Annotated in this window: 24 protein-coding genes, 1 pseudogene and 1 riboswitch; of the genes and pseudogenes, 14 read left to right on the top strand and 11 right to left on the bottom strand. The window is 60.1% G+C overall.

Going from position 1 to position 22,162, the window contains the following annotated elements; all coding sequences use genetic code 11:
- The first annotated feature begins 67 nt into the window (after positions 1–67).
- A complete protein-coding gene (locus ACA072_RS24235; RefSeq protein WP_497621082.1) occupies positions 68–970 on the top strand; it encodes a TIGR01777 family oxidoreductase in 903 nt (300 codons plus the stop codon).
- Positions 971–983: 13 nt separating this feature from the next.
- A complete protein-coding gene (hemH, locus tag ACA072_RS24230; RefSeq protein ID WP_497621081.1) occupies positions 984–2,009 on the top strand; it encodes a ferrochelatase in 1,026 nt (341 codons plus the stop codon).
- A 116-nt stretch (positions 2,010–2,125) separates the two neighbouring features.
- On the opposite strand, the gene ACA072_RS24225 is transcribed toward hemH, so the two are convergent.
- Positions 2,126–3,400 (bottom strand): uracil-xanthine permease family protein, encoded by a 1,275-nt coding sequence (locus tag ACA072_RS24225; protein WP_497621079.1) that lies wholly within the window; start codon positions 3,398–3,400, stop codon positions 2,126–2,128.
- Between the two features lie 2 nt (positions 3,401–3,402).
- A complete protein-coding gene (upp, locus tag ACA072_RS24220) occupies positions 3,403–4,041 on the bottom strand; it encodes a uracil phosphoribosyltransferase (protein WP_010458234.1) in 639 nt (212 codons plus the stop codon).
- A gap of 164 nt (positions 4,042–4,205) precedes the next feature.
- Between upp and ACA072_RS24215 the strand changes: the two genes are divergently transcribed.
- From ACA072_RS24215 to ACA072_RS24200, 4 genes are all read left to right on the top strand, one after another.
- Positions 4,206–4,763, top strand: a complete 558-nt coding sequence (locus tag ACA072_RS24215; protein WP_109634772.1) for a hypoxanthine-guanine phosphoribosyltransferase — start codon at positions 4,206–4,208, stop codon at positions 4,761–4,763.
- 3 nt (positions 4,764–4,766) lie between these two features.
- The gene (locus ACA072_RS24210; RefSeq protein ID WP_497621077.1) at positions 4,767–5,240 is read left to right on the top strand and encodes a WbuC family cupin fold metalloprotein; all 474 of its coding nucleotides are present in this window, start codon (positions 4,767–4,769) and stop codon (positions 5,238–5,240) included.
- 86 nt (positions 5,241–5,326) lie between these two features.
- Positions 5,327–5,812, top strand: coding sequence for a hypothetical protein (locus tag ACA072_RS24205; protein ID WP_497621075.1), 486 nt, complete (start codon positions 5,327–5,329; stop codon positions 5,810–5,812).
- Between the two features lie 63 nt (positions 5,813–5,875).
- Positions 5,876–6,163, top strand: a complete 288-nt coding sequence (locus tag ACA072_RS24200) for a PA4642 family protein (protein ID WP_090180157.1) — start codon at positions 5,876–5,878, stop codon at positions 6,161–6,163.
- A 245-nt stretch (positions 6,164–6,408) separates the two neighbouring features.
- Here the strand turns inward: ACA072_RS24200 and mqo are convergent, their stop codons facing one another.
- Positions 6,409–7,917: a malate dehydrogenase (quinone) gene (mqo, locus tag ACA072_RS24195; RefSeq protein ID WP_497621072.1), complete on the bottom strand. Its 1,509-nt coding sequence runs from the start codon at positions 7,915–7,917 to the stop codon at positions 6,409–6,411.
- Positions 7,918–8,655: 738 nt separating this feature from the next.
- Complete coding sequence (locus ACA072_RS24190) at positions 8,656–8,889, bottom strand: hypothetical protein (protein WP_010458219.1); 234 nt, start codon at positions 8,887–8,889, stop codon at positions 8,656–8,658.
- 205 nt (positions 8,890–9,094) lie between these two features.
- On the opposite strand from ACA072_RS24190, the gene ACA072_RS24185 reads away from it, so the two are divergent.
- Positions 9,095–9,679 carry a YajG family lipoprotein gene (locus ACA072_RS24185; RefSeq protein ID WP_109634763.1) on the top strand — a complete coding sequence of 195 codons (585 nt, stop codon included), beginning with the start codon at positions 9,095–9,097 and terminating at the stop codon, positions 9,677–9,679.
- A 194-nt stretch (positions 9,680–9,873) separates the two neighbouring features.
- Here the strand turns inward: ACA072_RS24185 and ACA072_RS24180 are convergent, their stop codons facing one another.
- The gene (locus ACA072_RS24180; protein ID WP_497621070.1) at positions 9,874–10,080 is read right to left on the bottom strand and encodes a hypothetical protein; all 207 of its coding nucleotides are present in this window, start codon (positions 10,078–10,080) and stop codon (positions 9,874–9,876) included.
- Between the two features lie 193 nt (positions 10,081–10,273).
- Between ACA072_RS24180 and ACA072_RS24175 the strand changes: the two genes are divergently transcribed.
- The gene (locus ACA072_RS24175) at positions 10,274–10,552 is read left to right on the top strand and encodes a hypothetical protein (RefSeq protein WP_403107200.1); all 279 of its coding nucleotides are present in this window, start codon (positions 10,274–10,276) and stop codon (positions 10,550–10,552) included.
- Between the two features lie 114 nt (positions 10,553–10,666).
- Here the strand turns inward: ACA072_RS24175 and ACA072_RS24170 are convergent, their stop codons facing one another.
- Complete coding sequence (locus tag ACA072_RS24170) at positions 10,667–11,833, bottom strand: 1-acyl-sn-glycerol-3-phosphate acyltransferase (protein ID WP_497621068.1); 1,167 nt, start codon at positions 11,831–11,833, stop codon at positions 10,667–10,669.
- 139 nt (positions 11,834–11,972) lie between these two features.
- On the opposite strand from ACA072_RS24170, the gene ACA072_RS24165 reads away from it, so the two are divergent.
- Genes ACA072_RS24165 through ACA072_RS24155 form a run of 3 tightly spaced genes read left to right on the top strand, consistent with a single transcriptional unit; the run spans position 11,973 to position 13,084 of the window.
- Entirely contained in the window at positions 11,973–12,155 is a 183-nt protein-coding gene (locus tag ACA072_RS24165; RefSeq protein ID WP_497448858.1) for a CPXCG motif-containing cysteine-rich protein, read from the top strand.
- 9 nt (positions 12,156–12,164) lie between these two features.
- On the top strand, positions 12,165–12,425 hold the full coding sequence (locus ACA072_RS24160) for a putative signal transducing protein (protein WP_131059464.1): 261 nt from the start codon (positions 12,165–12,167) through the stop codon (positions 12,423–12,425).
- Between the two features lie 35 nt (positions 12,426–12,460).
- Positions 12,461–13,084, top strand: a complete 624-nt coding sequence (locus tag ACA072_RS24155) for an SOS response-associated peptidase (protein WP_497621066.1) — start codon at positions 12,461–12,463, stop codon at positions 13,082–13,084.
- Positions 13,085–13,210: 126 nt separating this feature from the next.
- On the opposite strand, the gene ACA072_RS24150 is transcribed toward ACA072_RS24155, so the two are convergent.
- Positions 13,211–13,954 carry a methyl-accepting chemotaxis protein gene (locus ACA072_RS24150; protein WP_371916308.1) on the bottom strand — a complete coding sequence of 248 codons (744 nt, stop codon included), beginning with the start codon at positions 13,952–13,954 and terminating at the stop codon, positions 13,211–13,213.
- A 111-nt stretch (positions 13,955–14,065) separates the two neighbouring features.
- Positions 14,066–14,263: pseudogene (locus tag ACA072_RS24145) on the bottom strand (HAMP domain-containing protein); the annotation flags it as partial.
- Positions 14,264–15,622: 1,359 nt separating this feature from the next.
- On the opposite strand from ACA072_RS24145, the gene ACA072_RS24140 reads away from it, so the two are divergent.
- Complete coding sequence (locus ACA072_RS24140; protein ID WP_497621065.1) at positions 15,623–16,441, top strand: M48 family metallopeptidase; 819 nt, start codon at positions 15,623–15,625, stop codon at positions 16,439–16,441.
- Positions 16,442–16,593: 152 nt separating this feature from the next.
- Here ACA072_RS24140 and ACA072_RS24135 read toward each other — a convergent pair whose 3' ends face one another.
- From ACA072_RS24135 to ACA072_RS24125, 3 genes are all read right to left on the bottom strand, one after another.
- On the bottom strand, positions 16,594–17,178 hold the full coding sequence (locus ACA072_RS24135; protein WP_497621064.1) for a TMEM165/GDT1 family protein: 585 nt from the start codon (positions 17,176–17,178) through the stop codon (positions 16,594–16,596).
- An 89-nt stretch (positions 17,179–17,267) separates the two neighbouring features.
- Positions 17,268–17,392: riboswitch (yybP-ykoY riboswitch) on the bottom strand.
- A 39-nt stretch (positions 17,393–17,431) separates the two neighbouring features.
- Positions 17,432–18,430: a methyltransferase gene (locus ACA072_RS24130; RefSeq protein ID WP_497621063.1), complete on the bottom strand. Its 999-nt coding sequence runs from the start codon at positions 18,428–18,430 to the stop codon at positions 17,432–17,434.
- 33 nt (positions 18,431–18,463) lie between these two features.
- Positions 18,464–19,429, bottom strand: a complete 966-nt coding sequence (locus tag ACA072_RS24125; RefSeq protein ID WP_497621061.1) for a 2-hydroxyacid dehydrogenase — start codon at positions 19,427–19,429, stop codon at positions 18,464–18,466.
- 239 nt (positions 19,430–19,668) lie between these two features.
- Here ACA072_RS24125 and ACA072_RS24120 point away from each other — a divergent pair, with 239 nt between their 5' ends.
- Positions 19,669–20,298, top strand: a complete 630-nt coding sequence (locus tag ACA072_RS24120) for a LysE family translocator (RefSeq protein ID WP_497621060.1) — start codon at positions 19,669–19,671, stop codon at positions 20,296–20,298.
- 151 nt (positions 20,299–20,449) lie between these two features.
- Positions 20,450–22,132 (top strand): fatty acid--CoA ligase, encoded by a 1,683-nt coding sequence (locus ACA072_RS24115; protein WP_497621059.1) that lies wholly within the window; start codon positions 20,450–20,452, stop codon positions 22,130–22,132.
- The last annotated feature ends 30 nt before the right edge of the window (positions 22,133–22,162 follow it).

Raw genomic sequence — 22,162 nt, 5'->3', positions numbered from 1 at the left:
TATCAAAGATCCCTGCTTATAAAAATAGACTAGTGATCAGGGTAAAACGCCACGCGAGGAAGAAGTCATGCACATATTGCTGACCGGCGGTACTGGTTTGATAGGACGTCAACTCTGCCGACACTGGTTGAGCCAGGGACATCGCCTGACCGTCTTGAGCCGCACGCCGGAAAAAGTAGCAAAAATTTGCGGCGCTCAGGTTCGCGGCATCGCGTTGTTCGAAGACCTCGGGCAAGAGCCGGTGGACGCGATTATCAACCTGGCGGGTGCGCCCATTGCCGACCGGCCATGGACCTCCAGGCGCAAGGCCTTGCTCTGGAGCAGTCGCATCACCCTGACCGAGACCCTGTTGGCCTGGCTCGAAACCCGTGAGCAGAAACCGCAGGTATTGATCTCGGGATCCGCCATCGGCTGGTACGGCGACAGTGGCGAACGGGAGCTGACGGAAGCATCTCCACCGTCCATCGATGATTTCGCCAGTCAGTTGTGCATTGCCTGGGAGGAAACCGCCCAGCGCGCCGAGGCCTTGGGTATTCGGGTGGTGCTGATTCGAACCGGCCTGGTGCTGTCCGCCGAGGGCGGCTTTTTGTCGCGACTGTTACTGCCGTTCAAACTGGGGCTGGGCGGGCCTCTGGGCAGTGGTCGGCAGTGGATGCCGTGGATTCATATCAACGATCAAATCGCCCTGATTGATTTTCTTCTGCATCGCAACGACGCCAGCGGTCCCTATAATGCCTGCGCGCCTAAACCGGTGCGCAACAACGAGTTCGCCAAGACATTGGCCAGCGTGCTGCACCGCCCGGCGTTCATGCCGATGCCGGCCCTGGCTCTGAAAGTGTGCCTGGGCGAGTTGTCCCTGCTGTTGCTGGGCGGCCAGAAGGCCGTACCGGTGCGCCTGCTGGAAGCGGGTTTCACTTTCCAGTTCACTGATTTGCGCGCGGCCCTGGACGACCTGTCCAGCCGCCTTTGAAATAGGACGTTGCATGACCGATCACGCATTGCTTCTGGTCAACCTGGGTTCACCTGCCTCCACGTCGGTGGCGGATGTGCGCAGCTACCTCAATCAATTTCTGATGGACCCGTACGTGATCGACCTGCCATGGCCGGTGCGACGCTTGCTGGTGTCGCTGATTCTGATCAAGCGTCCAGAGCAATCGGCCCACGCCTACGCGTCGATCTGGTGGAAGGAGGGCTCGCCGCTGGTGGTGCTCAGCCGTCGCTTGCAACAAGCCATGACTACGCAATGGACCCACGGGCCGGTTGAGCTGGCAATGCGTTACGGCGAACCGTCTATTGAGACGAAGCTGGTTGAGCTGGCGGCTCAGGGCCACAAAAAAGTGACCCTCGCGCCGCTTTATCCACAGTTCGCCGACAGCACCGTGACCACGGTGATCGAGGAAGCCAAGCGGGTGGTGCGCGAGAAGCAGCTCGACCTGCAGTTTTCGATTCTCCAGCCGTTCTACGATCAACCGGAATACCTTGATGCATTAGTCGCCAGCGCGAAGCCTTATTTGCAGCAGGATTACGATCACTTGTTGCTGAGCTTCCACGGCTTGCCGGAACGCCACCTGACCAAGCTCGATCCGACGGGCAAGCATTGCTTCAAGAATGAGGATTGCTGCAAGAACGCTTCTCCCGCGGTGTTGGCCACCTGTTATCGCGCGCAATGCCTGCGCACCGCGGCGCAGTTCGCCAAGCGCATGGGCTTGCCGGACGGCAAATGGTCGGTCTCGTTTCAGTCGCGTCTGGGCCGGGCGAAATGGATCGAACCCTACACCGAGGCGCGCCTCGATGAATTGGCCGGAATGGGCGTGAAAAAGGTGCTGGTGATGTGCCCGGCGTTCGTGGCCGATTGCATCGAGACGCTTGAGGAAATCGGTGATCGCGGGAAGGAATTGTTCCGCGAGGCGGGGGGAGAGGAGCTGGTGCTGGTGCCGTGCCTCAACGATGATCCGCAGTGGGCGCGGGCGTTGAATACCTTGTGTGAACGAGCACCGTTGGCCCTCTGATGATCGTTCCCACGCTCTGCGTGGGAATGCCTCTAGGGACGCTCCGCGTCCAGTGACGCGGAGCGTCACGGGCTGCATTCCCACGCAGAGCGTGGGAACGATCATTGAGTCGTCTGTTACAACAACGGCTCATCCGCCTTCTTGTGCTTCCAGCTGTCATTGCCCGGCAGCAGCAGATTCAGCCCGATCGCCACCACCGCGCACAGCGCGATGCCTTTGAGGCCGAAGTCGTCCGGGCCAGTCCCGGTGCCGACCAGCACACCGCCAATCCCGAACACCAGCGTCACCGAGACAATCACCAGGTTGCGCGCCTCGCCCAGGTCGATCTTGTGGCGAATCAGCGTGTTCATCCCCACCGCAGCGATCGAACCGAACAACAGGCACAGAATCCCGCCCATCACCGGCACCGGAATGCTTTGCAGCAGCGCGCCGAACTTGCCGACGAACGCCAGGCTGATGGCAAAGATCGCCGCCCAGGTCATGATTTTCGGGTTGTAGTTCTTGGTCAGCATCACCGCGCCCGTCACTTCGGCGTACGTGGTGTTAGGCGGACCGCCGAACAGGCCGGCTGCGGTGGTGGCAATGCCATCGCCGAGCAGGGTGCGGTGCAGGCCGGGCTTCTTCAGGTAATCGCGGCCGGTCACGCTGCCGACGGCAATCACGCCGCCGATATGCTCGATGGCTGGCGCCAGAGCCACTGGAACGATGAACAGAATCGCCTGCCAGTTGAACTCCGGGGCGGTGAAGTGCGGAATCGCAAACCACGGTGCGGCGGCAATCTTCGCGGTGTCGACCACGTCGAAATAGAACGCCATGGCAAAACCCACCAGCACGCCGGAAATGATCGGCACCAGGCGGAAAATGCCTTTACCGAACACCGCGACGATCAGGGTGGTCAGCAGCGCGGGCATCGAGATCAGCATGGCGGTCTGGTAAGGAATCAGCTCGGTGCCGTCGCCAGCCTTGCCCATCGCCATGTTGGCGGCGATCGGCGCCATGGCCAGGCCGATCGAAATGATCACCGGACCAATCACCACAGGTGGCAGCAGGCGGTCGATGAAACCGGTGCCTTTTATCTTCACGGCAAGGCCGAGGAAGGTGTAGACGAAACCGGCCGCCATCACGCCGCCCATGGTCGCCGCGAGGCCGAACTGGCCCTTGGCGAGAATGATCGGGGTGATGAAGGCAAAGCTCGACGCGAGGAACACCGGCACCTGACGCCCAGTGACAATCTGGAACAGAATCGTCCCCAGACCTGCGGTGAACAGCGCCACGTTCGGGTCGAGGCCGGTAATCAGCGGCATCAACACCAGGGCGCCGAAGGCCACGAACAGCATCTGTGCGCCAGACAGAACCGTGCGCCAGAGCGGATCGTTGAACTCTTGTTGCATGCTCAAGCGTCCTTCTGCTTGGTACCGAAGATCTTGTCACCGGCATCGCCCAGGCCTGGGATGATGTAACCGTGTTCGTTGAGTTTTTCGTCAATGGAGGCGGTGTAGATCATCACGTCCGGGTGCGCTTTGCCTACAGCGGCAATGCCTTCCGGCGCGGCAACCAGCACCATGGCGCGGATGTCGCGGCAACCGGCCTTTTTCAGCAGGTCGATGGTGGCGACCATGGAGCTGCCGGTGGCGAGCATCGGGTCGATGATCATCGCCAGGCGCTCGTTGATTTCCGGAACCAGTTTTTCCAGGTAAGTGTGAGCCTGCAGGGTCTGTTCGTTGCGGGCCACGCCGACGGCGCTGACTTTGGCGCCCGGGATCAGGCTCAGCACGCCTTCGAGCATGCCGATACCGGCGCGCAGGATCGGCACCACGGTGATTTTCTTGCCGGCGATTTTCTCGACCGACACGGTGCCGCACCAGCCTTCGATGTCGTAGGTTTCCAGCGGCAGGTCTTTGGTGGCTTCATAGGTCAGCAGCGCGCCGACTTCCTGAGCGAGCTCACGGAAATTCTTCGTGCTAATGTCGGCGCGGCGCATAAGGCCGAGTTTATGACGGATCAGCGGATGGCGGATCTCGAGGATGGGCATGGGAAAGGCTCCGGCGGCGGGCAAAAAAACCGGCCTAGATTAATCTATCCGAGGGTGTTGTCCTATAGACATACAGTACGTTAGTCCACAAACGCTTGATCTGGCCGTGCGGGATGCGTACCTTTGCCCGCTTTTCCTGATTCCGTCACCCCTTGGAGAGCGCCATGTCCGCTGATCTCGAGCATATCCGTCAAATCATGCGAGAGGCTGACTGCCTGTACACCGAAGCTGAAGTCGAGGCGGCCATCGCCCGCGTCGGTGCACACATCAACGAACAACTGGCTGACACTAACCCGGTGGTGTTCTGTGTGATGAACGGCGGGCTGATTTTCGCCGGCAAGTTGCTTACCCATCTGCAATTCCCGCTGGAAGCGTCCTACCTGCACGCCACCCGTTATCGCAACGAAACCAGCGGCGGCGACCTGTTCTGGAAAGCCAAGCCGGAAGTCTCGTTCATCGACCGTGACGTGCTGATCATCGACGACATCCTCGACGAAGGTCACACCCTGGGCGCGATCATCGACTTCTGCAAACACGCTGGCGCGCGCAAAGTGCACACCGCCGTGCTGATCGACAAGGACCACGACCGCAAGGCTCGCCCGGACCTGAAAGCCGATTTCGTCGGTTTGCCGTGCATCGACCGTTACATCTTCGGTTACGGCATGGACTACAAAGGCTACTGGCGTAACGCCAACGGGATTTTTGCTGTTAAAGGAATGTAATCATTGGCCACGCCGAGCTTTCTTGATCAAACGCTGTTCACCGAATTGGCCGAGAAAGCGGCGGCCAATCCGCGCGGGCGCCAGCATCACAACTTTCATCAGATGGAAGAGCCGTGCCATCGCATGGCCGTGGGTTTGCAGCCGAGTACGTACATTCCCCCTCATCGGCACCTGAGTGATGACAAGGCGGAAACGCTGTTGGTGCTGCGGGGGCGTCTCGGGCTGTTGATTTTTGATGAGTCCGGAGGCGTCATCCACACGCGGGTTCTGCAAGCCGCTGGCGAATCGGTGGGCGTCGATCTTCCTCCCGGTGTGTTCCATGGCCTGGTCGTGCTGGAAGCCGACAGTCTGATGTTCGAATGCAAGGCCGGGCCTTATCGCCCGGTCGGTGAAGGCGAGCTTGCGACCTGGGCACCACGTGAAGGCGAGCCGGGTGTGGCCGAGTATCAGGCCTGGATGCGCGCGCAGTTCGATTGATCTCCAGCCCGCCCCAGATTTCTGTAGCAGCCGGACGCAGGCTGCGCCAGCTGCTACAGTGCCCAGCTTCGCCTTCGGAGCCTGTCATGAGCCTTTTGATCCGCAGCTGCGCCGCCTTGTTGCTGACCCTCAGCCTGCCTCTGTCGGCTGCTCCGGTGCCGATGCACGCGCAATTCCTGCCGCCCGATGACCTGACGCTGCGTGACGCAGAGCCCGAGCAGCAACAACTGTTGCAGGTCACCGAGTATTCGGTGGTGGTCGGCAGCCAGCGTCAGTCCAATCAGCAGCCGATTCCGGTCACGTCGCCGGTGATGATCCGCCTCAAGGGCAAATCCTTGAACAAGGGCGCGACCGTCAACCAGGTGCTGGTCAATTTCGACGGCGAAAGCAAAAGCCTGAAAAAGCCGATCTATGACGAAAAAAGCAAAACCCTGACGCTGTTTTACCCGATGGCGCAGTACCGGGTGGTTATCGATTTGCTGCGCAATGACACGGTGTATTGCCAGTTCCTCAGCTACGCCAACGGCCATGTCTGGGCCGATCTGCACACTGGGGCTGTTCGTCCGCGTTGAGCCTTGTGCCCGGGCAGGGGTAAACTGCCCGCCCCGTGAAATGTCTGCGAGCTGGAGTCGGCAATGCGTAAAGATAAGAAACAAGTGATTGGTGACGAGATCGGCGATGAGCAGATCAAGTTGTTTCTCGATTTCGAGCCGGTCGACGCCACTTCGCCGTCCCTGCACAAACTGATCAAGGCCTACCGTGGCCTGCGCATCGATGACTTCGAGCGTTTCCTGACGTTCTTCGTCGAAGCCGGTCTGGACCTGGATGGCAAGGATGAGCACGGCAATGACTTCGTCGCCCTGATCAAGGATCAGCGCAATGCGGCCGAGTACATCGAGTTGATCGCCAAGGCGCGCGGTTAACTTCAGGCATATCGGTTGTTGCCCTGACTTGGTTGGTGTTTGTACTGGCCCCTTCGCGAGCAAGCCCGCTCCCACATTGGATTCGTATCGATCACAAAATTGTGATTCAACTCGATCAACTGTGGGAGCGGGCTTGCTCGCGAAGTCGGTGTAACTGACACCGAAGATCTCAGGGCCATCTGTTTCAGCGGCCATAAAAAACGCCCCGCTCTCACTGAGAACGGGGCGTTTTTCATGGGACCGAATCAAGCGTAGCTTTCGGTCTCGTTACTGGCTTCAACCAGTTCCAGGGCGACGTTGTTGTGCGCATTGATCTTGCGATACAGCGCAGCGTCGGTTTCCAGAACCTTCTCCCGAGCCGGGAAGATTTCCGCCAGTTTGGCAGCCCACTCACCGGATGCTTTGTTCGGGAAGCATTTTTCGATCAGCTCAAGCATGATCGAAACAGTCACCGAAGCGCCTGGGGACGCGCCGAGCAGGGCGGCAAGGGAACCGTCCTTGGCCGCGACCAGTTCGGTACCAAACTGCAGAACGCCGCCCTTTTTCGGGTCTTTCTTGATGATCTGCACCCGTTGGCCGGCCACTTCCAGGCGCCAGTCTTCGGCTTTCGCTTCAGGGTAGAAGCGACGCAGGGAGTCCAGACGCTGCTCCATCGACTGCATCACTTCGCTGACCAGGTACTTGGTCAGGTCCATGTTGTTTTTGGCCACGGCCAGCATCGGGCCGATGTTGCCGGCGCGAACCGACATCGGCAGGTCCATGAAGGAACCGTGCTTGAGGAACTTCGTGGTGAAACCGGCATACGGTCCGAACAGCAGGGACTTCTTGCCATCGACCACGCGGGTGTCCAGGTGCGGCACGGACATCGGTGGCGAACCTACCGCTGCCTGGCTGTAGACCTTGGCCTGGTGATGCTTGACCACTTCCGGGTTGTCGCAACGCAGCCACTGGCCACTGATCGGGAAGCCGCCGAAGCCTTTGCTTTCTTCGATGCCCGACGCCTGCAACAGCGGCAGTGCCGCGCCGCCCGCGCCGAGGAACACGAATTTGGCGTCGACTTCACGGGAGTTACCGCTGTTGACGTCCTTGATGCTGACGGTCCAGCCGCTGCCGTTACGCTTGAGGCCGGTCACGCGCTTGCAATACTTGACCTGGGAATCGGGTGCGCTGGTCAGGTGCTTGAGCAGTTGATTGGTCAGGGCACCGAAGTTGACGTCGGTGCCGTTCATCACGCGGGTGGCCGCGATGACTTCGTCAGCCGGGCGGCCCGGCATCATCAATGGCATCCACTCGGCCATGGTGGCCTTGTCTTCGGTGTATTCCATGTCCGAGAAGGCGTGGTGCTTGCTCAGGGTCTTGAAGCGTTCCTTGAGGAAGGAAACTCCATCGTCGCCCTGCACGAAGCTCAGGTGCGGCACCGGACTGATGAACGTCTTGCACGAGCCGAAGGTGCCTTTTTTGGTCAGGTAGGACCAGAACTGCTTCGACACTTCAAACTGAGTGTTGATGTGCACGGCTTTCTTGATGTCGACGTTGCCGTCGGCGGCCTGCGGTGTGTAGTTGAGCTCACACAGCCCGGCGTGACCGGTACCGGCGTTGTTCCACGGGTTCGAACTCTCCGCGGCACCGGAATCCATCAGCTCGACGACTTCCAGCTTGATCGCGGGGTCGAGCTCTTTGAGCAGTACGGCAAGGGTGGCACTCATGATGCCGGCCCCAACCAGTACTACGTCGACTGCTTCGTTATGCGCCATTTAACGCGTCTCCAAAATCTGCAGCACCAAATTGTCGGCATGGCTGCCAGGCGTTCAGGGGCGTGTCAGTGATGCCCCAGGTACCCATGGCAGTATCGCCATGTCCGAATCTTCGCAATTTTTCGCAACTTCGACGGATGCATGCGGCCGGGCCTAAAGAGTTACATGAACTCATCTCAGCGCGCGGCTGGCAATTCGACTTATGGTCGAGACATCCGTTTGTGCAACCAAATCCGTAGCGGACAGGCTTCAGGCTCCGGTGTTCGAGGAGTACTCGGTCCTGTGTCGTTGGGCTGTTTCAGACGCTAATGGTGCATGTTCAGACGCAAAACTATTCATTTGCTCGCCACACTCTTGTGAAGTTGTGAAAACCCGTTTTTTTCACGCTCTTTTGAAGACGTGAACCTCAAAAAAGGGCTGTCCCAGCCTGGCACCGTGCCCGGATGGATTGCCGCCATGGGGTACATGACAGGCAAAACGGGCAAACAGCTCAGTAACCGAGCGTAATGACAGCTCTGCAGATTCGCGAAAAGTGGGGTTTTTGCTCAAGGAACAGCAAGCGCGCCAGCTTCACTCGATCTGTGTGGGCGGCTCTCTGTGGGCGGTGCGGGGTGCCAATACCGAAGCATTGACGATGCTGCGAGGCCCGATCAGGAGACGTCCTTATAATCGGGGGGAGATTGTATCTAAGAAACGCAGGGAAATGGACGTGTTTAATGACTTTTATTAGGCGTCTGGTCAGGTGGTCAACAGATGTTGCACCCGTGCACGTGGCCGGCGCTGGCTGACACGGGCGCTAGGCGGCAGCGGATGGTGCAGCCAGTTGAGGCGGATTTCTTCGATTTCGACCCAGCCATCGCCCATCGGCTGGAGGCTGCACTGCTTGAACGCCTGGCAGTGGCCATTGCGGTCGAGCAGGGCGAAGCTGCGGTGCAGCGGGCGTGGCGCGAACAGTGAGATGAGATAACGCATGGCGAAGTACCTTGTGGGTGACCTGCCGAGAAGGTTGCCAGCGAGCCGTGACATGAACGTGTAAGGGCGATGACAGATGTGTGACAGGAACCGCTTTCCCATGGGTTTGTCAGACATTTCAGTATTCATTGCGAGACGCTAGTTAGCGACGATGGCCCACCGCTATACTGCGGGCCTGTTTGTGCCTGATTCTGGAGAGAAGAGCATGTTGCAACGCCTGTTGTTCGGTTTGATCACTGTGACCAGTTTGACCCTCGTCGGCTGCGCCCACAGCCCGCAACAACTGAACCCTGAACCCAAGCTGACCACTCAGCTGGCGCCGGTCGGCCGTGGTCAGCCTGTGGTGGTGCGTGTGGTGGACGGTCGTCCGTCGCCAACCCTGGGCACCCGTGGTGGCTTGTACCCTGAGACCAGCGCAATCACCGTGCAGGGCGCGCAGATCCTGCCGAAGTTGCAGGCGCAGGCCGAGGCGGCCGTGCGGCTGCTGGGCTTTACCCCAACGTCGAATGCGCTGAATGCACCACAGTTGACGGTGACCCTGGCCGAGCTGAAGTACCAGTCGCCCAAAGAAGGCATGTACGTGACCGAGGCGACCATTGGCGCGACGTTCCGCTCTGATGTGCAGAATGCCAACCGCCGTTACAGTGGCCGTTACGGTGCGTCCCTGGATCAGCGCTTCGGGATGGCGCCGAATCAGGAAACCAACACCAAGCTGGTCAGTGATGTGTTGAGCGATGCGCTGACGCGTCTGTTCAAGGACCCGACGATTGGTCAGATTCTCAGCGAATAACCTTTCGCGAGATTCAAAAAAGCCCGGTGCCAGCAATGGCCCCGGGCTTTTTCATGCCTGTTGATTTTCGTGAGTTCCACCCGAACAAATGTGGGAGCGGGCTTGCTCGCGAAAGCGGTGTGTCAGACGACGTAAATGTTGAATGTCACACCGCTTTCGCGAGCAAGCCCGCTCCCACAAGGGGGGCAATGGTGTCAGGCCGCTTGCGAGTAAAAATCCAGCACACTCACGCCCGTCAGCAAATCCGTCTCCGGCAAATCCGCATGTTGATGCCCGCCCAACGCGCAATACACCAGCCAGTGGCGGTCCTGTACGTTAAAGGCGAGGCTGCCTACGAGGATTTGTTGTTCGTCGCTCTGGGCGATGAGATAGAGGCGGTCCTGGTTTTCGGCGTGCAGCATGACGGTTTCCGTGTCGGTTTCGAGGGGCGACAGACTGGCCTACTCAGATGACGGCGCCGTGACACAGGGCAGCATTTGGTCAGATGTTTCGTTATTTGTCGGAAAGGCGGGGCAGGTGGGAAGCCTTTCGGTAGAATCCGCGCCGCAGTCGTCGGTTCGGCGTCTTGCCACACCTGTTTTGCCGAGGTCCGTGATGTCGTTGCATTTGATTTCGCTGTTCACCCACCATCCCGCCAAGTTGATCAACCTGCTGGCCCTGCTGTTGGCCTTCCCGGGCGGCTGGCTGCTGCATGCCACTCGCCGCCGTGAACAACGCGCCATGGCGAGCCTGGTCGCCCAGCGTCAAAGCCGTCCGAGCGAAGAGCCCACGCTGGATTGGGCGACCTTGCGCATGAACCGGTTTTTCTACCGTTTCGGTTTCGCGTGCCTGGGGCTGGCGTTGCTGGTGTCGTGGATCAGCACCCGCGTCTGAATCGCTGAAAGCAAAAGATCGCAGCCTCGTTGCACTCGACAGCTCCTACAGTAAATGGGGTTCACCCTGTAGGAGCTGTCGAGTGCAACGAGGCTGCGATCTTTTGATCTTGCTTTAAAGCGCCAGTCCCGCCTTGACCCGGTACTGATTGCGTACCGGCGTCGCATATTGCAGCACCATGAACGGGCGATGTTCCTCGGGGCAAGCCTCCAGGCGACGCTGCCATTCTTCCTGGGCCTTGGCCAGTTCGTCTGCCGCAAACACCTCGGCAGCCTTCGGCACCAGCAGTTGCGGATCGGCGTCTTTCCATTGGGCGTAGGCCAGGTAGTGCACCGGGAACAACCGGTAGCCGCCGAGGATCTGCCGGTCCATTTCGATCGCCAATTGCTTGGTGTCGTCGAACAGTTCGGTGATCGGCGCGGCGAAGTTCACATGCACCCGGCCCTTATAGCCGGTGATGCCCTTGGCGATGCTGACGTCGTCTTCACCCGGCACTTTGGTGTAGCTGCCGGTGGTGGCGCGGATGAACAGCTCGCGGGCCTTGGCCTGGTCGCACGGGTCGTATTCGTAGCTGATCGACACAGGACTGACATTCAGTGAGCGGATGACTTCGCCGAACGGCTCGTCCTTGCGGCTCATGTGGAACATCTTCAGGATCGCCGACTCGGTGCGGTCGTCGCCGTCCTTGGCCCGGCCTTCGGCCTGGGCGATCCAGATGGACGCGCAATCATTGCGGATCGAGTGGTTGATGTAGGCCGACAGCAGCTGATACGCCGCCATCTTCTCGCGACGCCCGGTGATCGAGCGGTGCACGATGAAGCTCTTGTTCAGGCGCATCAGGTCGCTGACGAAGGGCTTTTGCAGCAGGTTGTCGCCGATCGCGATGCGCGGGGTCGGCAAGCCGGCGTGGTACACGGCATAGTTGACGAAGGCCGGGTCCATCACAATGTCGCGGTGGTTGGCGATGAACAGATAGGCGCTGCCGGACTTGAACTGTTCGACGCCGGTGTACGTCACCCCGTCCGTGGCTCGCTCGATGGTGTGGTCGACATACATCTCGACTTTGTCCTGCAGCGTGGCCACCGACGTGACGCCGGCGAACTCACGGCGCAGCCGATGAGCTATAAGAGGTTTGAGCGCCCAGCCGAAAGCACCGGCAAAGCGCGGGAAGCGGAAGTGGATGAGGATGTCTAGAAACGCCTTGTCGCCGAGCAGCCTGTCCAGCACCGCTGGGACTTCACTGTCGTCGTACGGTCGGATGGCATCGAATTCGCCCATCATGCTCTCTTGTTAGAAACGGCTAGGGTAAGTAAAGGTTTTGCTCGAAAACCAACGGGGCACGGTCTGAAAAGTTAGCCAGACAAAAATAGCCCTGCAAATAGACCGGCGATTATACGCACAAGTCACCTGGGAGACCGCGATGCTGGAAACTGCGCAGTATGAATGTCCGTATTGTGGTGAAGAGGTTGAGACCACCGTGGATCTGTCCGGGGGCGATCAGACCTATATCGAGGACTGTCAGGTGTGCTGTCGGCCGATAACGTTTGTGTTGCAGGTTGACGGACAGGAGTGGCATCTCGAAGTGTTCAGCGAAAATGAGTGAGGGGCGTCTATGCAGCGAATCTACGAACCGGAAAACCTGATGGAAGGTGAATTGCTGCAAGGCATGCTGGCCAGCGAGGGCATCGAGGCGCATCTGGTGGGGCGCGATTTGCTTGGCGGGACCGGCGAATTGCCGGTCTATGGCCTGCTGGGCTTGTCGGTGGATAACGACCAGGCCGAATACGCCCGCGAACTGATCACCGCGTACAATGCCGCGCTGCCACTGCCCGGTGATGAACCGGACAGTTTTCCCGGCACGCTGGTCTGTTAGGCTGGCGTTCGTTTTATTGAGAGTCGTGTTGCCCCATGTGTGGACGTTATGCCCTGTTTCGCTGGAACCCCGCCTTCGCGGCCCTGCCTGGCTTCCCCGCCGATCAGCAGGCCCAGTGGAATATTTCCCCCAACGATTCGGTGCTGATGCTGCGTGCAGGCGTTGACGCTCAGCGTGAGCTGGCTCGAGCGCGCTGGGGTTTGACGCCGCCGTGGCTGACTGATCTTTCCCGCACCCCGGCCCATGCCCGGGCCGAAACCGTTGCCGAACAACCGATGTTTCGCCAGGCCCTGCGCGAACGCCGTTGCCTGCTGCCGGCCAACGGTTTTTACGAATGGCGCGGCACGACTCGCAAGCGGCCGTATTGGCTGACGCCGGGGGAAGGCTCGACCTTGTTTTTTGCGGCGATCTGGGAAGCGTATCCGGTACAGGAGCAGGTGTGGCTGAGCACGGCGGTGATCACCCAGCCGGCGGCGAGTCAGCGTCGGCCGTTGATTCTGGATGCGGCGGGGCAGGAAGCGTGGCTGAATCCTGAAACGCCATTGCATGCGTTGCAGGCGTTGCTGGCCAGTGAACCTGCTGCATTGCGCGAGCGGGTGTTGGCGAATCTGGTGAATGATCCGAAGCTGAATGGGCCGGAGTGTCTTACCCCCGGCTGATTGGGTGTCTCTGCCGGCCCCATCGCTAGCAGGCTAGCTCCCACATTGGATCTGTGCTGTACACAAATTGTGTGTTCACTAAGGATCAACTGTGGGAGCTGGCCTGCTAGCGATGGGGCCTTTGGATCAGACCTTGAACTGATTGATCAACCGCCGCTGCTGTTCCGCCAATTTGGTCAGGTCCGCACTCGCCGCACTCGATTCATCCGCCCCGCCAGCCACTTCATTGGCCACTTGCCCAATGTTGATCACGTTCCTGTTGATGTCGTCAGCCACCGCACTCTGTTCCTCGGCCGCGCTGGCAATCTGCGTGTTCATGTCATTGATCACCGACACCGCCTGAGTAATCGTCTCCAGCGCTTCAGCCGCTTTCGCCGCATGCTGCACGCTCTCATCCGTACGGTTCTGGCTGTCCTCCATCACCCGCACCACATCGCGGGTGCCTTGTTGCAACTGCTGAATCATGGTCTGGATTTCTTCCGTGGCCTTCTGGGTTTTCTGCGCCAGGTTGCGCACCTCATCGGCCACCACTGCAAAGCCCCGACCCTGTTCGCCAGCGCGCGCCGCTTCGATGGCTGCGTTCAAGGCCAGCAAATTGGTTTGTTCAGCGATCCCGCGAATGGCGGTCAGGATCGCGTTGATGTTCTCGCTGTCCTTGGCCAGGGTTTGCACCACGCCCACAGCCTTGCCGATTTCCACGGCCAGCACGCCAATCGAGTTCGACGTATCGCGTACGATCTGCATGCCCTGGGCCGCTGCCTGATCGGCATGGCTGGCGGCTTGCGCCGCCTGGGTCGCGTTGCGCGCCACGTCCTGCGCGGTGGCGGTCATTTCATGCACCGCGGTGGCCACTTGATCGATCTCGGCCATTTGTTTCTGCACGCCGATGTTGGTGCGGATGGCGATGTCAGCGGTGTGTTCCGACGAGTCGCTGACGCTCTGCACCGAGGTCACCACCTGGGTGATCATCGCCTGCAACTTGGCCAGGAAGGTGTTGAAGCCTTTGGCGATCGAGCCCAGTTCATCGGCGCGGTCGCTGGTCAGGCGGCGCGTCAGGTCGCCTTCGCCTTTGGCAATATCGTCGAGCATCGCCACCATCTGCTTGAGTGGGCGGGCAATGCCGTGGCCCACCAGCCAAATCACCAGCAAACCGATGCCGGCGATCAACAAGCCGACCATGGCCATGCCGAAGGTGTCGGATTTGCGTTGAGCGTCCAGGTCGGCCTGAAGTTTTTGCAAGTCGGCCATCACTGCGTTCAACGGCAGTTGCAGCATTAAGGTCCAGCGCGCATCGGTCTGGCCGATACCGAACGGCAAGTACAACTCGATCCGGCCCTGAGCCTTGTCGATGGTGTAGGTCACTTCGCCGCGCTTGAGGTTGGCCATGTTGGCGATTTGTTTACTGTCGAGGATGTCGCTGACCTTCTCACCGAATTTGCTCGGGTCCTTGGTGTAGGCAACGATCCGGCCATTGCCGCCGATCAGCGCCATTTCCCCAGCGCCGCTGTACAGTTTCTGATTCGCGCCCAGCAACATTTCCTGGATGAAGTTCACCGACAAGTCAGCGCCGACGATGCCCTGGAACGCGCCGTTGAGCATGATCGGTTCAATAAAGGAGGCGAGCATGACGATCTTGTCGCCGACCTTGTAGGGCGCCGGATCGATCACGCAGGACTTTTTGGTTTCTTTCGAGCACAGGTAGTACTCGCTGGCGCGAACCCCGGTGGACAAGGTTTTCTGGTCATCAACGTCCACCAGTTTGTCCAGGCCCAGGGTGCCATCCTCGTTGCGGAACCACCACGGCAGGAAGCGCCCGTTGCTGGCGTCGATGCCGACCACCTTGGTGTCGACGTAGGCGGCGTCGTTGTGATCGAGGGCGTCTTTTTCCCAGCCTATATAGGTGCCGAGAATTTTCGGGTTCCTGGCCACGTTTTCCTTGATCAGGCTGATTAGCTGCTCACGGCTCAGGCTCAGTTGCGGCTGGCTATCGGCGCCCGGTGTGCCGATCAGCGCGTTGACTCGCACCAGACCGCCGGCGATCAGCAGCGGCGCTTCGAGTTCGCGCTGGATCTGGCTGACCTGGGTTTGCGCCAGGGAGGTCAGGCGCTGCTCGATGACTTGCTCGAATTGCGCCTGGGTCCGCTCCTGGACCATGTCTTGCGTCCGGGCGCCGGAAAACAGTGCGTACAGCACCAGCGCGGCGACTACGCTAAGAACGATGGCGCCGGCGAGGGCGGCCACGGAAAACTGGATCGACTTGAATTTCATGGGTGCTCCGCACGCAAGAGGACGTCTGCGGTGGTGTATCGGCAGGCGCCCGGAGGGCCATGAGTGGGGTTGGGTAAAATGGCTGTTTTGGAGTGTTGGATGTCGCAAATGAATCATTGCGGAGCCGTTGTCGGCCGTGGCGGGCGTCGGTATGTGAATTTTTTCCTACGGCCATGAGAGCTTTGGCTGAAATAGGCGTCTACTCATCTGCGTAACTGGCGTCGATACATTCCCGCCCAGGATACGCGCCATGTTTCCAGGGAGTTTTTGATGAACAAGACATTGGTTGTGTGTGCGCTGAGCGCAGGTTTGCTGCTTGCCGGTTGTCAGTCGGTCAATACCACCAGCGGTGGCGCCGTGGGCGTCGAGCGCAAGCAGTACATGTTCAGCATGTTGTCCACCGACGAAGTCAACCAGATGTACGCCCAGTCTTATCAAAAGACTGTCGGAGAGGCGAACACCAAAGGTGTGCTGGACAAGACCAGTAACGACGCCAAACGCGTGCAGGCGATCGCCGACCGGCTGATTGCCCAGGCGCCGGTTTTCCGTCCGGATTCGGCCCAGTGGAAATGGGAAGTCAACCTGATCAAGAGCGACGAGCTCAACGCCAACTGCGGGCCTGGCGGCAAGATCATTTTCTACACGGGGCTGATCGACAAACTGCAACTCACCGACGATGAAATCGCCGCGATCATGGGCCATGAAATCGCCCACGCCCTGCGCGAACATGGTCGTGAAGCAATGTCCAAGGCGTACGGCGTCGAGATGGCCAAGCAGGGTGCAGGTGCGTTGCTCGGTCTGGGTCAGGACAGCCTGGCCCTGGCGGACACCGTGGCGAAATACGGCATGACCTTGCCCAATAGCCGTGGCAATGAAAACGAGGCGGACTTGATTGGCCTGGAGTTGGCGGCCCGCGCCGGTTACAACCCGAACGCGGCGATCACGTTGTGGAACAAGATGAGCAAAGCCTCGGAAGGCGCGCCTCCGGAGTTCTTGAGTACTCACCCGGCGTCGTCCAGCCGGATTGCTTCGTTGCAGGCGGCGATTCCGAAGGTGATGCCGTTTTACGAGAAAGCGCCGAAATCCTGATGGATAGGTGTTGATGCCGCTGACGCCTTCGCGAGCAAGCCCGCTCCCACAGTGGACTTCCATTGTTTGCAAATCTTGCGACCACTGGAGATCAGCTGTGGGAGCGGGCTTGCTCGCGAAGAACGATTACGCGGTGCTACTGATTAACCCCGTCAAACCCAGCCGCTGCTCTGCATCGCCTTGTACACCGCCACAATCGCCAGGATAAGGAACGCCGACGCCGCCAGGCGACGGATCAGGGTGAGTGGCAATTTATCCGCCGCAAAGTTACCCGCCAGCACCACCGGCACGTTGGCAATCAACATCCCGACGGTGGTGCCGATGATCACCAGCCACAGTTCCGGGTATTGCGCGGCGAGCATCACGGTAGCGACTTGAGTCTTGTCGCCCATTTCGGCGAGGAAAAACGCAATCAGCGTAGTCAGGAATGGCCCGAACTTGCGGGCGGTGCTGGCTTCATCGTCATCCATTTTGTCCGGCACCAGGGTCCACAGTGCGGTCGCGGCGAAGCTCGCGGCGAGGATCCAGTGCAACACCGCATCCGAGAAGAAACTCCCGAACCAGGCACCTACCGCGCCGGCTGCCGCGTGGTTGGCCAGGGTCGCGGCGACGATGCCGGCGATGATCGGCCAGGGTTTGCGAAAGCGGGCAGCGAGAATGAGCGCGAGCAGTTGCGTCTTGTCGCCGATTTCGGCCAAGGCAACGATTGCGGTGGGAACGAGCAGAGAGTCCAGCATCAGGGGTTTTCCTAAGGGGCGGGTCGACACGGCTATGACACGTACAGCCTTCCCGCCCCGGGTAAGGTGTTCGTGTCATAGGTCTTGTCAAACCCTGCGATCCGTCTGATGCGGACGCTTGGGTCGCATACGCCATGGTCTGTTGACCAAGTATGTTGACGTATGCCGGACGAGCATGGCGCTCGTGGGAGACTACTCCCCTAGGACGGAGCGGATTCTGCCTAGGCAAATCCGATTGGGCAAGCAGAAAGTTTTATCCGCGCTTGGCCCGGTAAATCCTGAATCCCTGGCCTTCAGCCTTGATCGCGCACACGCCAAGGTGCTCTTCGATCAGCGGTTGATACTTCAGGAAGCTGTTGGCAACCAAGCGAAGTTCGCCGCCGTTTTTCAGATGTTTGGCTGCTTTTCGCAGCAAGTTCTCGGTGGCGAAGTAATCGGTATGGACGCCGACATGGAACGGTGGATTGCTCAGAATCGCACTCAAACCCATCGGTGCCGCATCGATGCCGTCACCGGTAATCACGTCAGCTTCCAGGCCGTTGGCCGCCAGGGTCAGGCGACTGCTGGCAGCGGCGAATGCGTCGACGTCGAGCAAAGTGACTTGATTGTGTGGATAACGACGTTTCACAGCAGCGCCCAACACACCCGCTCCACAACCGAAGTCGAGCAGGTGGCCGCTAGGCAACTTGTCCAAATGCTCCAGCAACAACGCGCTGCCGCGATCCAGGCGACCGTGACTGAACACGCCCGGCAGGCTGATGACTTTCAGCGGACCTTCGGCCAGCGGCAACTCATAAGTCTGGGCCAGGCTTTCCAGCGATTTGGCTTCTGGCGCGTTGGCCACGGTGACCAGCCAGAGCTGGCAATGCCGCGCGCTGTCGAGCTTGCGTGGCTTGCCGAACGGGTTCAGTTGCTTGGCCGCGCCTTCGATGCCGCTGCGTTTTTCACCCACCAGGTACAACTCGCGACCGGCCAGGCGCGAGGCGAGGGCGTTGAGGATGTAGTCGGTCAGGTCCTTGGACTTGGGCAAAAACACCACCCCCGTCTCGAACTCGCGCTCGGGGGCGTTCACGCCAAAATGGCTGCGCTCGGTAAAGCGCGCATCCAGCGCCGCTTGATCGCCGGCGTGCCAGCACCAGCCGTGGGCATCGGGCAGACGGCCCAGCAAGTCGTCGGCGGGCAAACCGGCCAACAGCACCGAACCCTGGAATAACTCGGCCTGACGAAGCAGTACTTCACTGCGCGGATCCATAACTGCTCCTGTGAAAAAAAGTGCCGCAGTCTATCAACTGACGACCCGCAGCGCTTTACCGCTGAAGTAGCCCTGCGCGTTTTCGGTCAACTGACCGACGATCCGCTGCCTCGCCTCGCGACTGCCCCAGGCGTTGTGTGGCGTGACGATCAGCCGTGGGATGTCGTGGGCCAGTAAGGGATTGCCGGCAGTCGGTGGCTCGACGCTTAGCACATCGGTGGCCGCGCCGCCAAGATGACCGTTGCGCAACGCATCGGCCAGCGCCTGCTCATCGATCAAACCACCGCGCGCGGTGTTGACCACGAACGCGCCGGGTTTCATCGAGGCCAGTTCGCGGGCGCCGATGAAGTGGCGGGTGTGTTCGTTGAGTGGGCAATGCAAGGTGAGGGCGTCGATTTGTGGCAGCAGTTCATCCAGCGGCAAGCGATCCGGCCGGGCAGGGCGCCCCGGAATTTGCCCCAGCAGCACGCGCATGCCGAACGCTTCGGCCAGCCGCGCCACCGCACCACCCAGTTCGCCATGGCCGAGCAGGCCGAGGGTTTTGCCTTCCAGTTCGACGATCGGGTAATCCAGCAGGCAGAACTGTTTCGCTTGCTGCCAGCGGCCTTCACCGACGGCTTTCTGATAATCGGCCAGGCGCGTGGCCAGGTTGAGCAGCAACATGATCGTGTGCTGAGCCACCGACGGCGTGCCGTAACCCTGGCAATTGCAGACCGTGATGCCGTGGGCGCGAGCGGCCGCCAGGTCGACGTTATTGGTGCCGGTAGCGGTGATCAGAATCAGTTTCAGCTCCGGGCTGGCGGCGATGGCGGCGGCATCGATCAGGATCTTGTTGCTGATGGCCACGGTGGCGCCCTTGAGGCGTTCGATCACCTGGTCCGGCGTGGTCTGTGCAAACAGTTGCAAATCGTCAAAGCAGGCGCGCAACGGGCTGAGGTCGAGATCGCCCAGGTCCAGGGACGGGTGGTCGAGGAAAACGGCGCGGCGAGAGTTCGTCATCAACTGTACCTTTTGTGCAGTGAACTGAAGGCGTAATCTGCCGAGCCTACCAGATGAAACAAATGGTTACCCATTGCCAGGCTGGACGCTGAACCTGTGGGAGCGGGCTTGCTCGCGAAGAGGGCGTGTCAGTCGACATCTTTGTTGTCTGTCACGCCGCCTTCGCGAGCAAGCCCGCTCCCACAGGAGGGCGTTAACCTTGTGATTCCAATCAGACTGATCCGCCCAGAGGAGCCCCCATGTACTGGACAGAGTTCTTGACCGTTGCCCTGATTCACTTGCTCGCCGTCGCCAGCCCCGGCCCGGATTTCGCCGTGGTGGTGCGTGAGAGCGTGACTCACGGCCGTCGCGCCGGGACCTGGACCGCGCTGGGCGTCGGCACAGCGATTTTCCTGCACGTAGGCTATTCGCTGCTCGGCATCGGCCTGATCGTGTCGCAGTCCATCGTGCTGTTCAACGCCTTGAAATGGGCGGCTGCCGCTTATCTGCTGTACATCGGCTACAAAGCCCTGCGCGCACAACCGGCGAAAGTGGTCGGCGACGATCTGCACAAAGAGGCCGGCGAGCGCACGTCTCGCGGCGCCTTCACCTCGGGTTTCGTGACTAACGGCCTGAACCCGAAAGCCACGCTGTTCTTCCTGTCGCTGTTCACCGTGGTAATCAATCCGCACACGCCGCTGTCGGTACAGGCTGGCTACGGGCTCTATCTCGCGGCGGCGACGGCCGTGTGGTTCTGCCTGGTGGCGCGGCTGTTCAGCCAACAGCGCGTGCGCGCCGGTTTCGCTCGCATGGGCCATTGGTTCGACCGGACCATGGGCGTGGTGCTGATCGCCATCGGCGTGAAACTCGCCTTCACCGAGATGCATTGATCGCGCAGAACGATTTCCCGCAAATGCTGGCGCAAAGCTAGCATTTGTACGGCTCTGCAAATCATTCCTTTGGCTGATTTGGCCGGCGTATAAGGGTTCTAGAGTGGTTACCTCTAAAAGCCAACACCGTGCAGTCAGAAAAGGGATTCTTATGTTGCAGACTCGCGTTATCCCCCCAGCCGAAGGCGCTTACCAGTATCCGCTGCTGATCAAACGGCTGCTGATGTCCGGCGCTCGTTACGAGAAAACCCGCGAGATCATTTACCGTGACCAGTTGCGCTACAGCTATCCGACCCTGATCGAGCGGGTTGCGCGGCTGGCCAACGTGCTCACGGAAGCCGGGGTCAAGGCCGGCGATACCGTGGCGGTGATGGACTGGGATAGCCATCGGTACCTGGAATGCATGTTCGCCATCCCGATGATCGGTGCGGTGATTCACACCATCAACGTGCGCCTGTCTCCGGAACAGATTCTCTACACCATGAACCACGCCGAGGACCGCTTCGTGCTGGTCAACAGCGAGTTCGTCGGGTTGTACCAGGCGATTGCCGGGCACCTGACCACGGTGGAGAAAACCCTTCTGTTGACTGATCTGCCGGAAAAAACGGCTGATTTGCCGAACCTGATCGGCGAGTACGAGCAATTGCTGGCGGCCGCGAGCACGCAATACGACTTCCCGGATTTCGACGAGAACTCGGTCGCGACCACGTTCTACACCACGGGCACCACCGGCAACCCTAAAGGCGTGTACTTCACCCATCGGCAACTGGTGCTGCACACCATGGGCGTGTCGACCATCATGGGCGCCATCGACAGCGTGCGTTTGCTAGGCACCAACGACGTGTACATGCCGATCACCCCGATGTTCCACGTGCATGCCTGGGGCTTGCCGTATGTGGCGACCATGCTCGGGCTCAAGCAGGTTTACCCCGGCCGCTACGACCCGGAATACCTGGTGGAGTTGTGGCGCAAGGAGAAGGTCACCTTTTCCCACTGCGTGCCGACCATCCTGCAAATGGTCCTCAACGCCAAGGCGGCGCAAGGCACCGATTTCGGCGGCTGGAAAATCGTCATCGGCGGCAGTGCGCTGAACCGTGCGCTGTACGAAGCGGCCAAGGCCAAGGGCATTCAGTTGACCGCCGCTTACGGCATGTCGGAAACCGGGCCATTGGTATCGTGTGCTCACCTCAACGATGAGCTGATGGCCGGCACCGAAGACGAACGCACCACGTATCGCATCAAGGCTGGCGTACCGGGGCCTTTGGTGGAGGCGGCGATCGTCGACACCGACGGCAACTTCCTGCCCGCCGATGGCGAGACTCAGGGCGAACTGGTGCTGCGTGCGCCGTGGCTCACTGAGGGCTATTTCAACGAACCGCAGAAGGGCGCCGAGCTCTGGGCCGGGGGCTGGCTGCACACCGGCGACGTGGCGACGCTGGACAGCATGGGCGTGATCGACATTCGCGACCGGATCAAAGACGTGATCAAGACCGGCGGTGAGTGGATCTCGTCCCTGGACCTTGAAGATCTGATCAGTCGCCACGTGGCGGTACGCGAAGTAGCAGTTGTGGGCATTGCCGATCCGCAGTGGGGCGAGCGCCCGTTTGCACTGCTGGTGATCCGCGAAGGGCATGAGATCGGGGCTAAGGAGCTCAAGGAACACCTCAAGCCATTCGTGGAATTGGGCCACCTGAGCAAGTGGGCGATCCCGAGCCAGATCGCCCTTGTTACTGAAATTCCCAAGACCAGTGTCGGCAAGCTCGACAAGAAGCGCATCCGCCTCGACATCACTGAATGGCAGGCCAACAACAGCACCTTCCTCTCGACGCTTTAAGCGCCTTCTGGCGTGCCTGAAAAGGCACGC

This window comes from Pseudomonas sp. LBUM1656, assembly GCF_059716065.1.
Note: the sequence above shows the minus strand (reverse complement) of the source record. Positions and strands in the feature narration are given on the sequence as shown.

Bases quoted from the DNA above. Each gene is read 5' to 3' on its own strand.
- ACA072_RS24135 (WP_497621064.1), bottom strand. From the start codon at position 17,178: ATGCTGGACTCTCTGCTCGTTCCCACCGCAATCGTTGCCTTGGCCGAA.
- ACA072_RS24200 (WP_090180157.1), top strand. From the start codon at position 5,876: ATGCGTAAAGATAAGAAACAAGTGATTGGTGACGAGATCGGCGATGAG.
- ACA072_RS24120 (WP_497621060.1), top strand. From the start codon at position 19,669: ATGTACTGGACAGAGTTCTTGACCGTTGCCCTGATTCACTTGCTCGCC.
- ACA072_RS24165 (WP_497448858.1), top strand. From the start codon at position 11,973: ATGCTGGAAACTGCGCAGTATGAATGTCCGTATTGTGGTGAAGAGGTT.
- hemH (WP_497621081.1), top strand. From the start codon at position 984: ATGACCGATCACGCATTGCTTCTGGTCAACCTGGGTTCACCTGCCTCC.
- ACA072_RS24225 (WP_497621079.1), bottom strand. From the start codon at position 3,400: ATGCAACAAGAGTTCAACGATCCGCTCTGGCGCACGGTTCTGTCTGGC.
- ACA072_RS24150 (WP_371916308.1), bottom strand. From the start codon at position 13,954: ATGGCCGAGATCGATCAAGTGGCCACCGCGGTGCATGAAATGACCGCC.
- ACA072_RS24180 (WP_497621070.1), bottom strand. From the start codon at position 10,080: ATGCTGCACGCCGAAAACCAGGACCGCCTCTATCTCATCGCCCAGAGC.
- mqo (WP_497621072.1), bottom strand. From the start codon at position 7,917: ATGGCGCATAACGAAGCAGTCGACGTAGTACTGGTTGGGGCCGGCATC.
- ACA072_RS24160 (WP_131059464.1), top strand. From the start codon at position 12,165: ATGCAGCGAATCTACGAACCGGAAAACCTGATGGAAGGTGAATTGCTG.
- ACA072_RS24175 (WP_403107200.1), top strand. From the start codon at position 10,274: ATGTCGTTGCATTTGATTTCGCTGTTCACCCACCATCCCGCCAAGTTG.
- ACA072_RS24130 (WP_497621063.1), bottom strand. From the start codon at position 18,430: ATGGATCCGCGCAGTGAAGTACTGCTTCGTCAGGCCGAGTTATTCCAG.
- ACA072_RS24115 (WP_497621059.1), top strand. From the start codon at position 20,450: ATGTTGCAGACTCGCGTTATCCCCCCAGCCGAAGGCGCTTACCAGTAT.
- ACA072_RS24140 (WP_497621065.1), top strand. From the start codon at position 15,623: ATGAACAAGACATTGGTTGTGTGTGCGCTGAGCGCAGGTTTGCTGCTT.
- ACA072_RS24170 (WP_497621068.1), bottom strand. From the start codon at position 11,833: ATGATGGGCGAATTCGATGCCATCCGACCGTACGACGACAGTGAAGTC.
- ACA072_RS24185 (WP_109634763.1), top strand. From the start codon at position 9,095: ATGTTGCAACGCCTGTTGTTCGGTTTGATCACTGTGACCAGTTTGACC.
- upp (WP_010458234.1), bottom strand. From the start codon at position 4,041: ATGCCCATCCTCGAGATCCGCCATCCGCTGATCCGTCATAAACTCGGC.
- ACA072_RS24125 (WP_497621061.1), bottom strand. From the start codon at position 19,429: ATGACGAACTCTCGCCGCGCCGTTTTCCTCGACCACCCGTCCCTGGAC.
- ACA072_RS24235 (WP_497621082.1), top strand. From the start codon at position 68: ATGCACATATTGCTGACCGGCGGTACTGGTTTGATAGGACGTCAACTC.
- ACA072_RS24190 (WP_010458219.1), bottom strand. From the start codon at position 8,889: ATGCGTTATCTCATCTCACTGTTCGCGCCACGCCCGCTGCACCGCAGC.
- ACA072_RS24205 (WP_497621075.1), top strand. From the start codon at position 5,327: ATGAGCCTTTTGATCCGCAGCTGCGCCGCCTTGTTGCTGACCCTCAGC.
- ACA072_RS24215 (WP_109634772.1), top strand. From the start codon at position 4,206: ATGTCCGCTGATCTCGAGCATATCCGTCAAATCATGCGAGAGGCTGAC.
- ACA072_RS24155 (WP_497621066.1), top strand. From the start codon at position 12,461: ATGTGTGGACGTTATGCCCTGTTTCGCTGGAACCCCGCCTTCGCGGCC.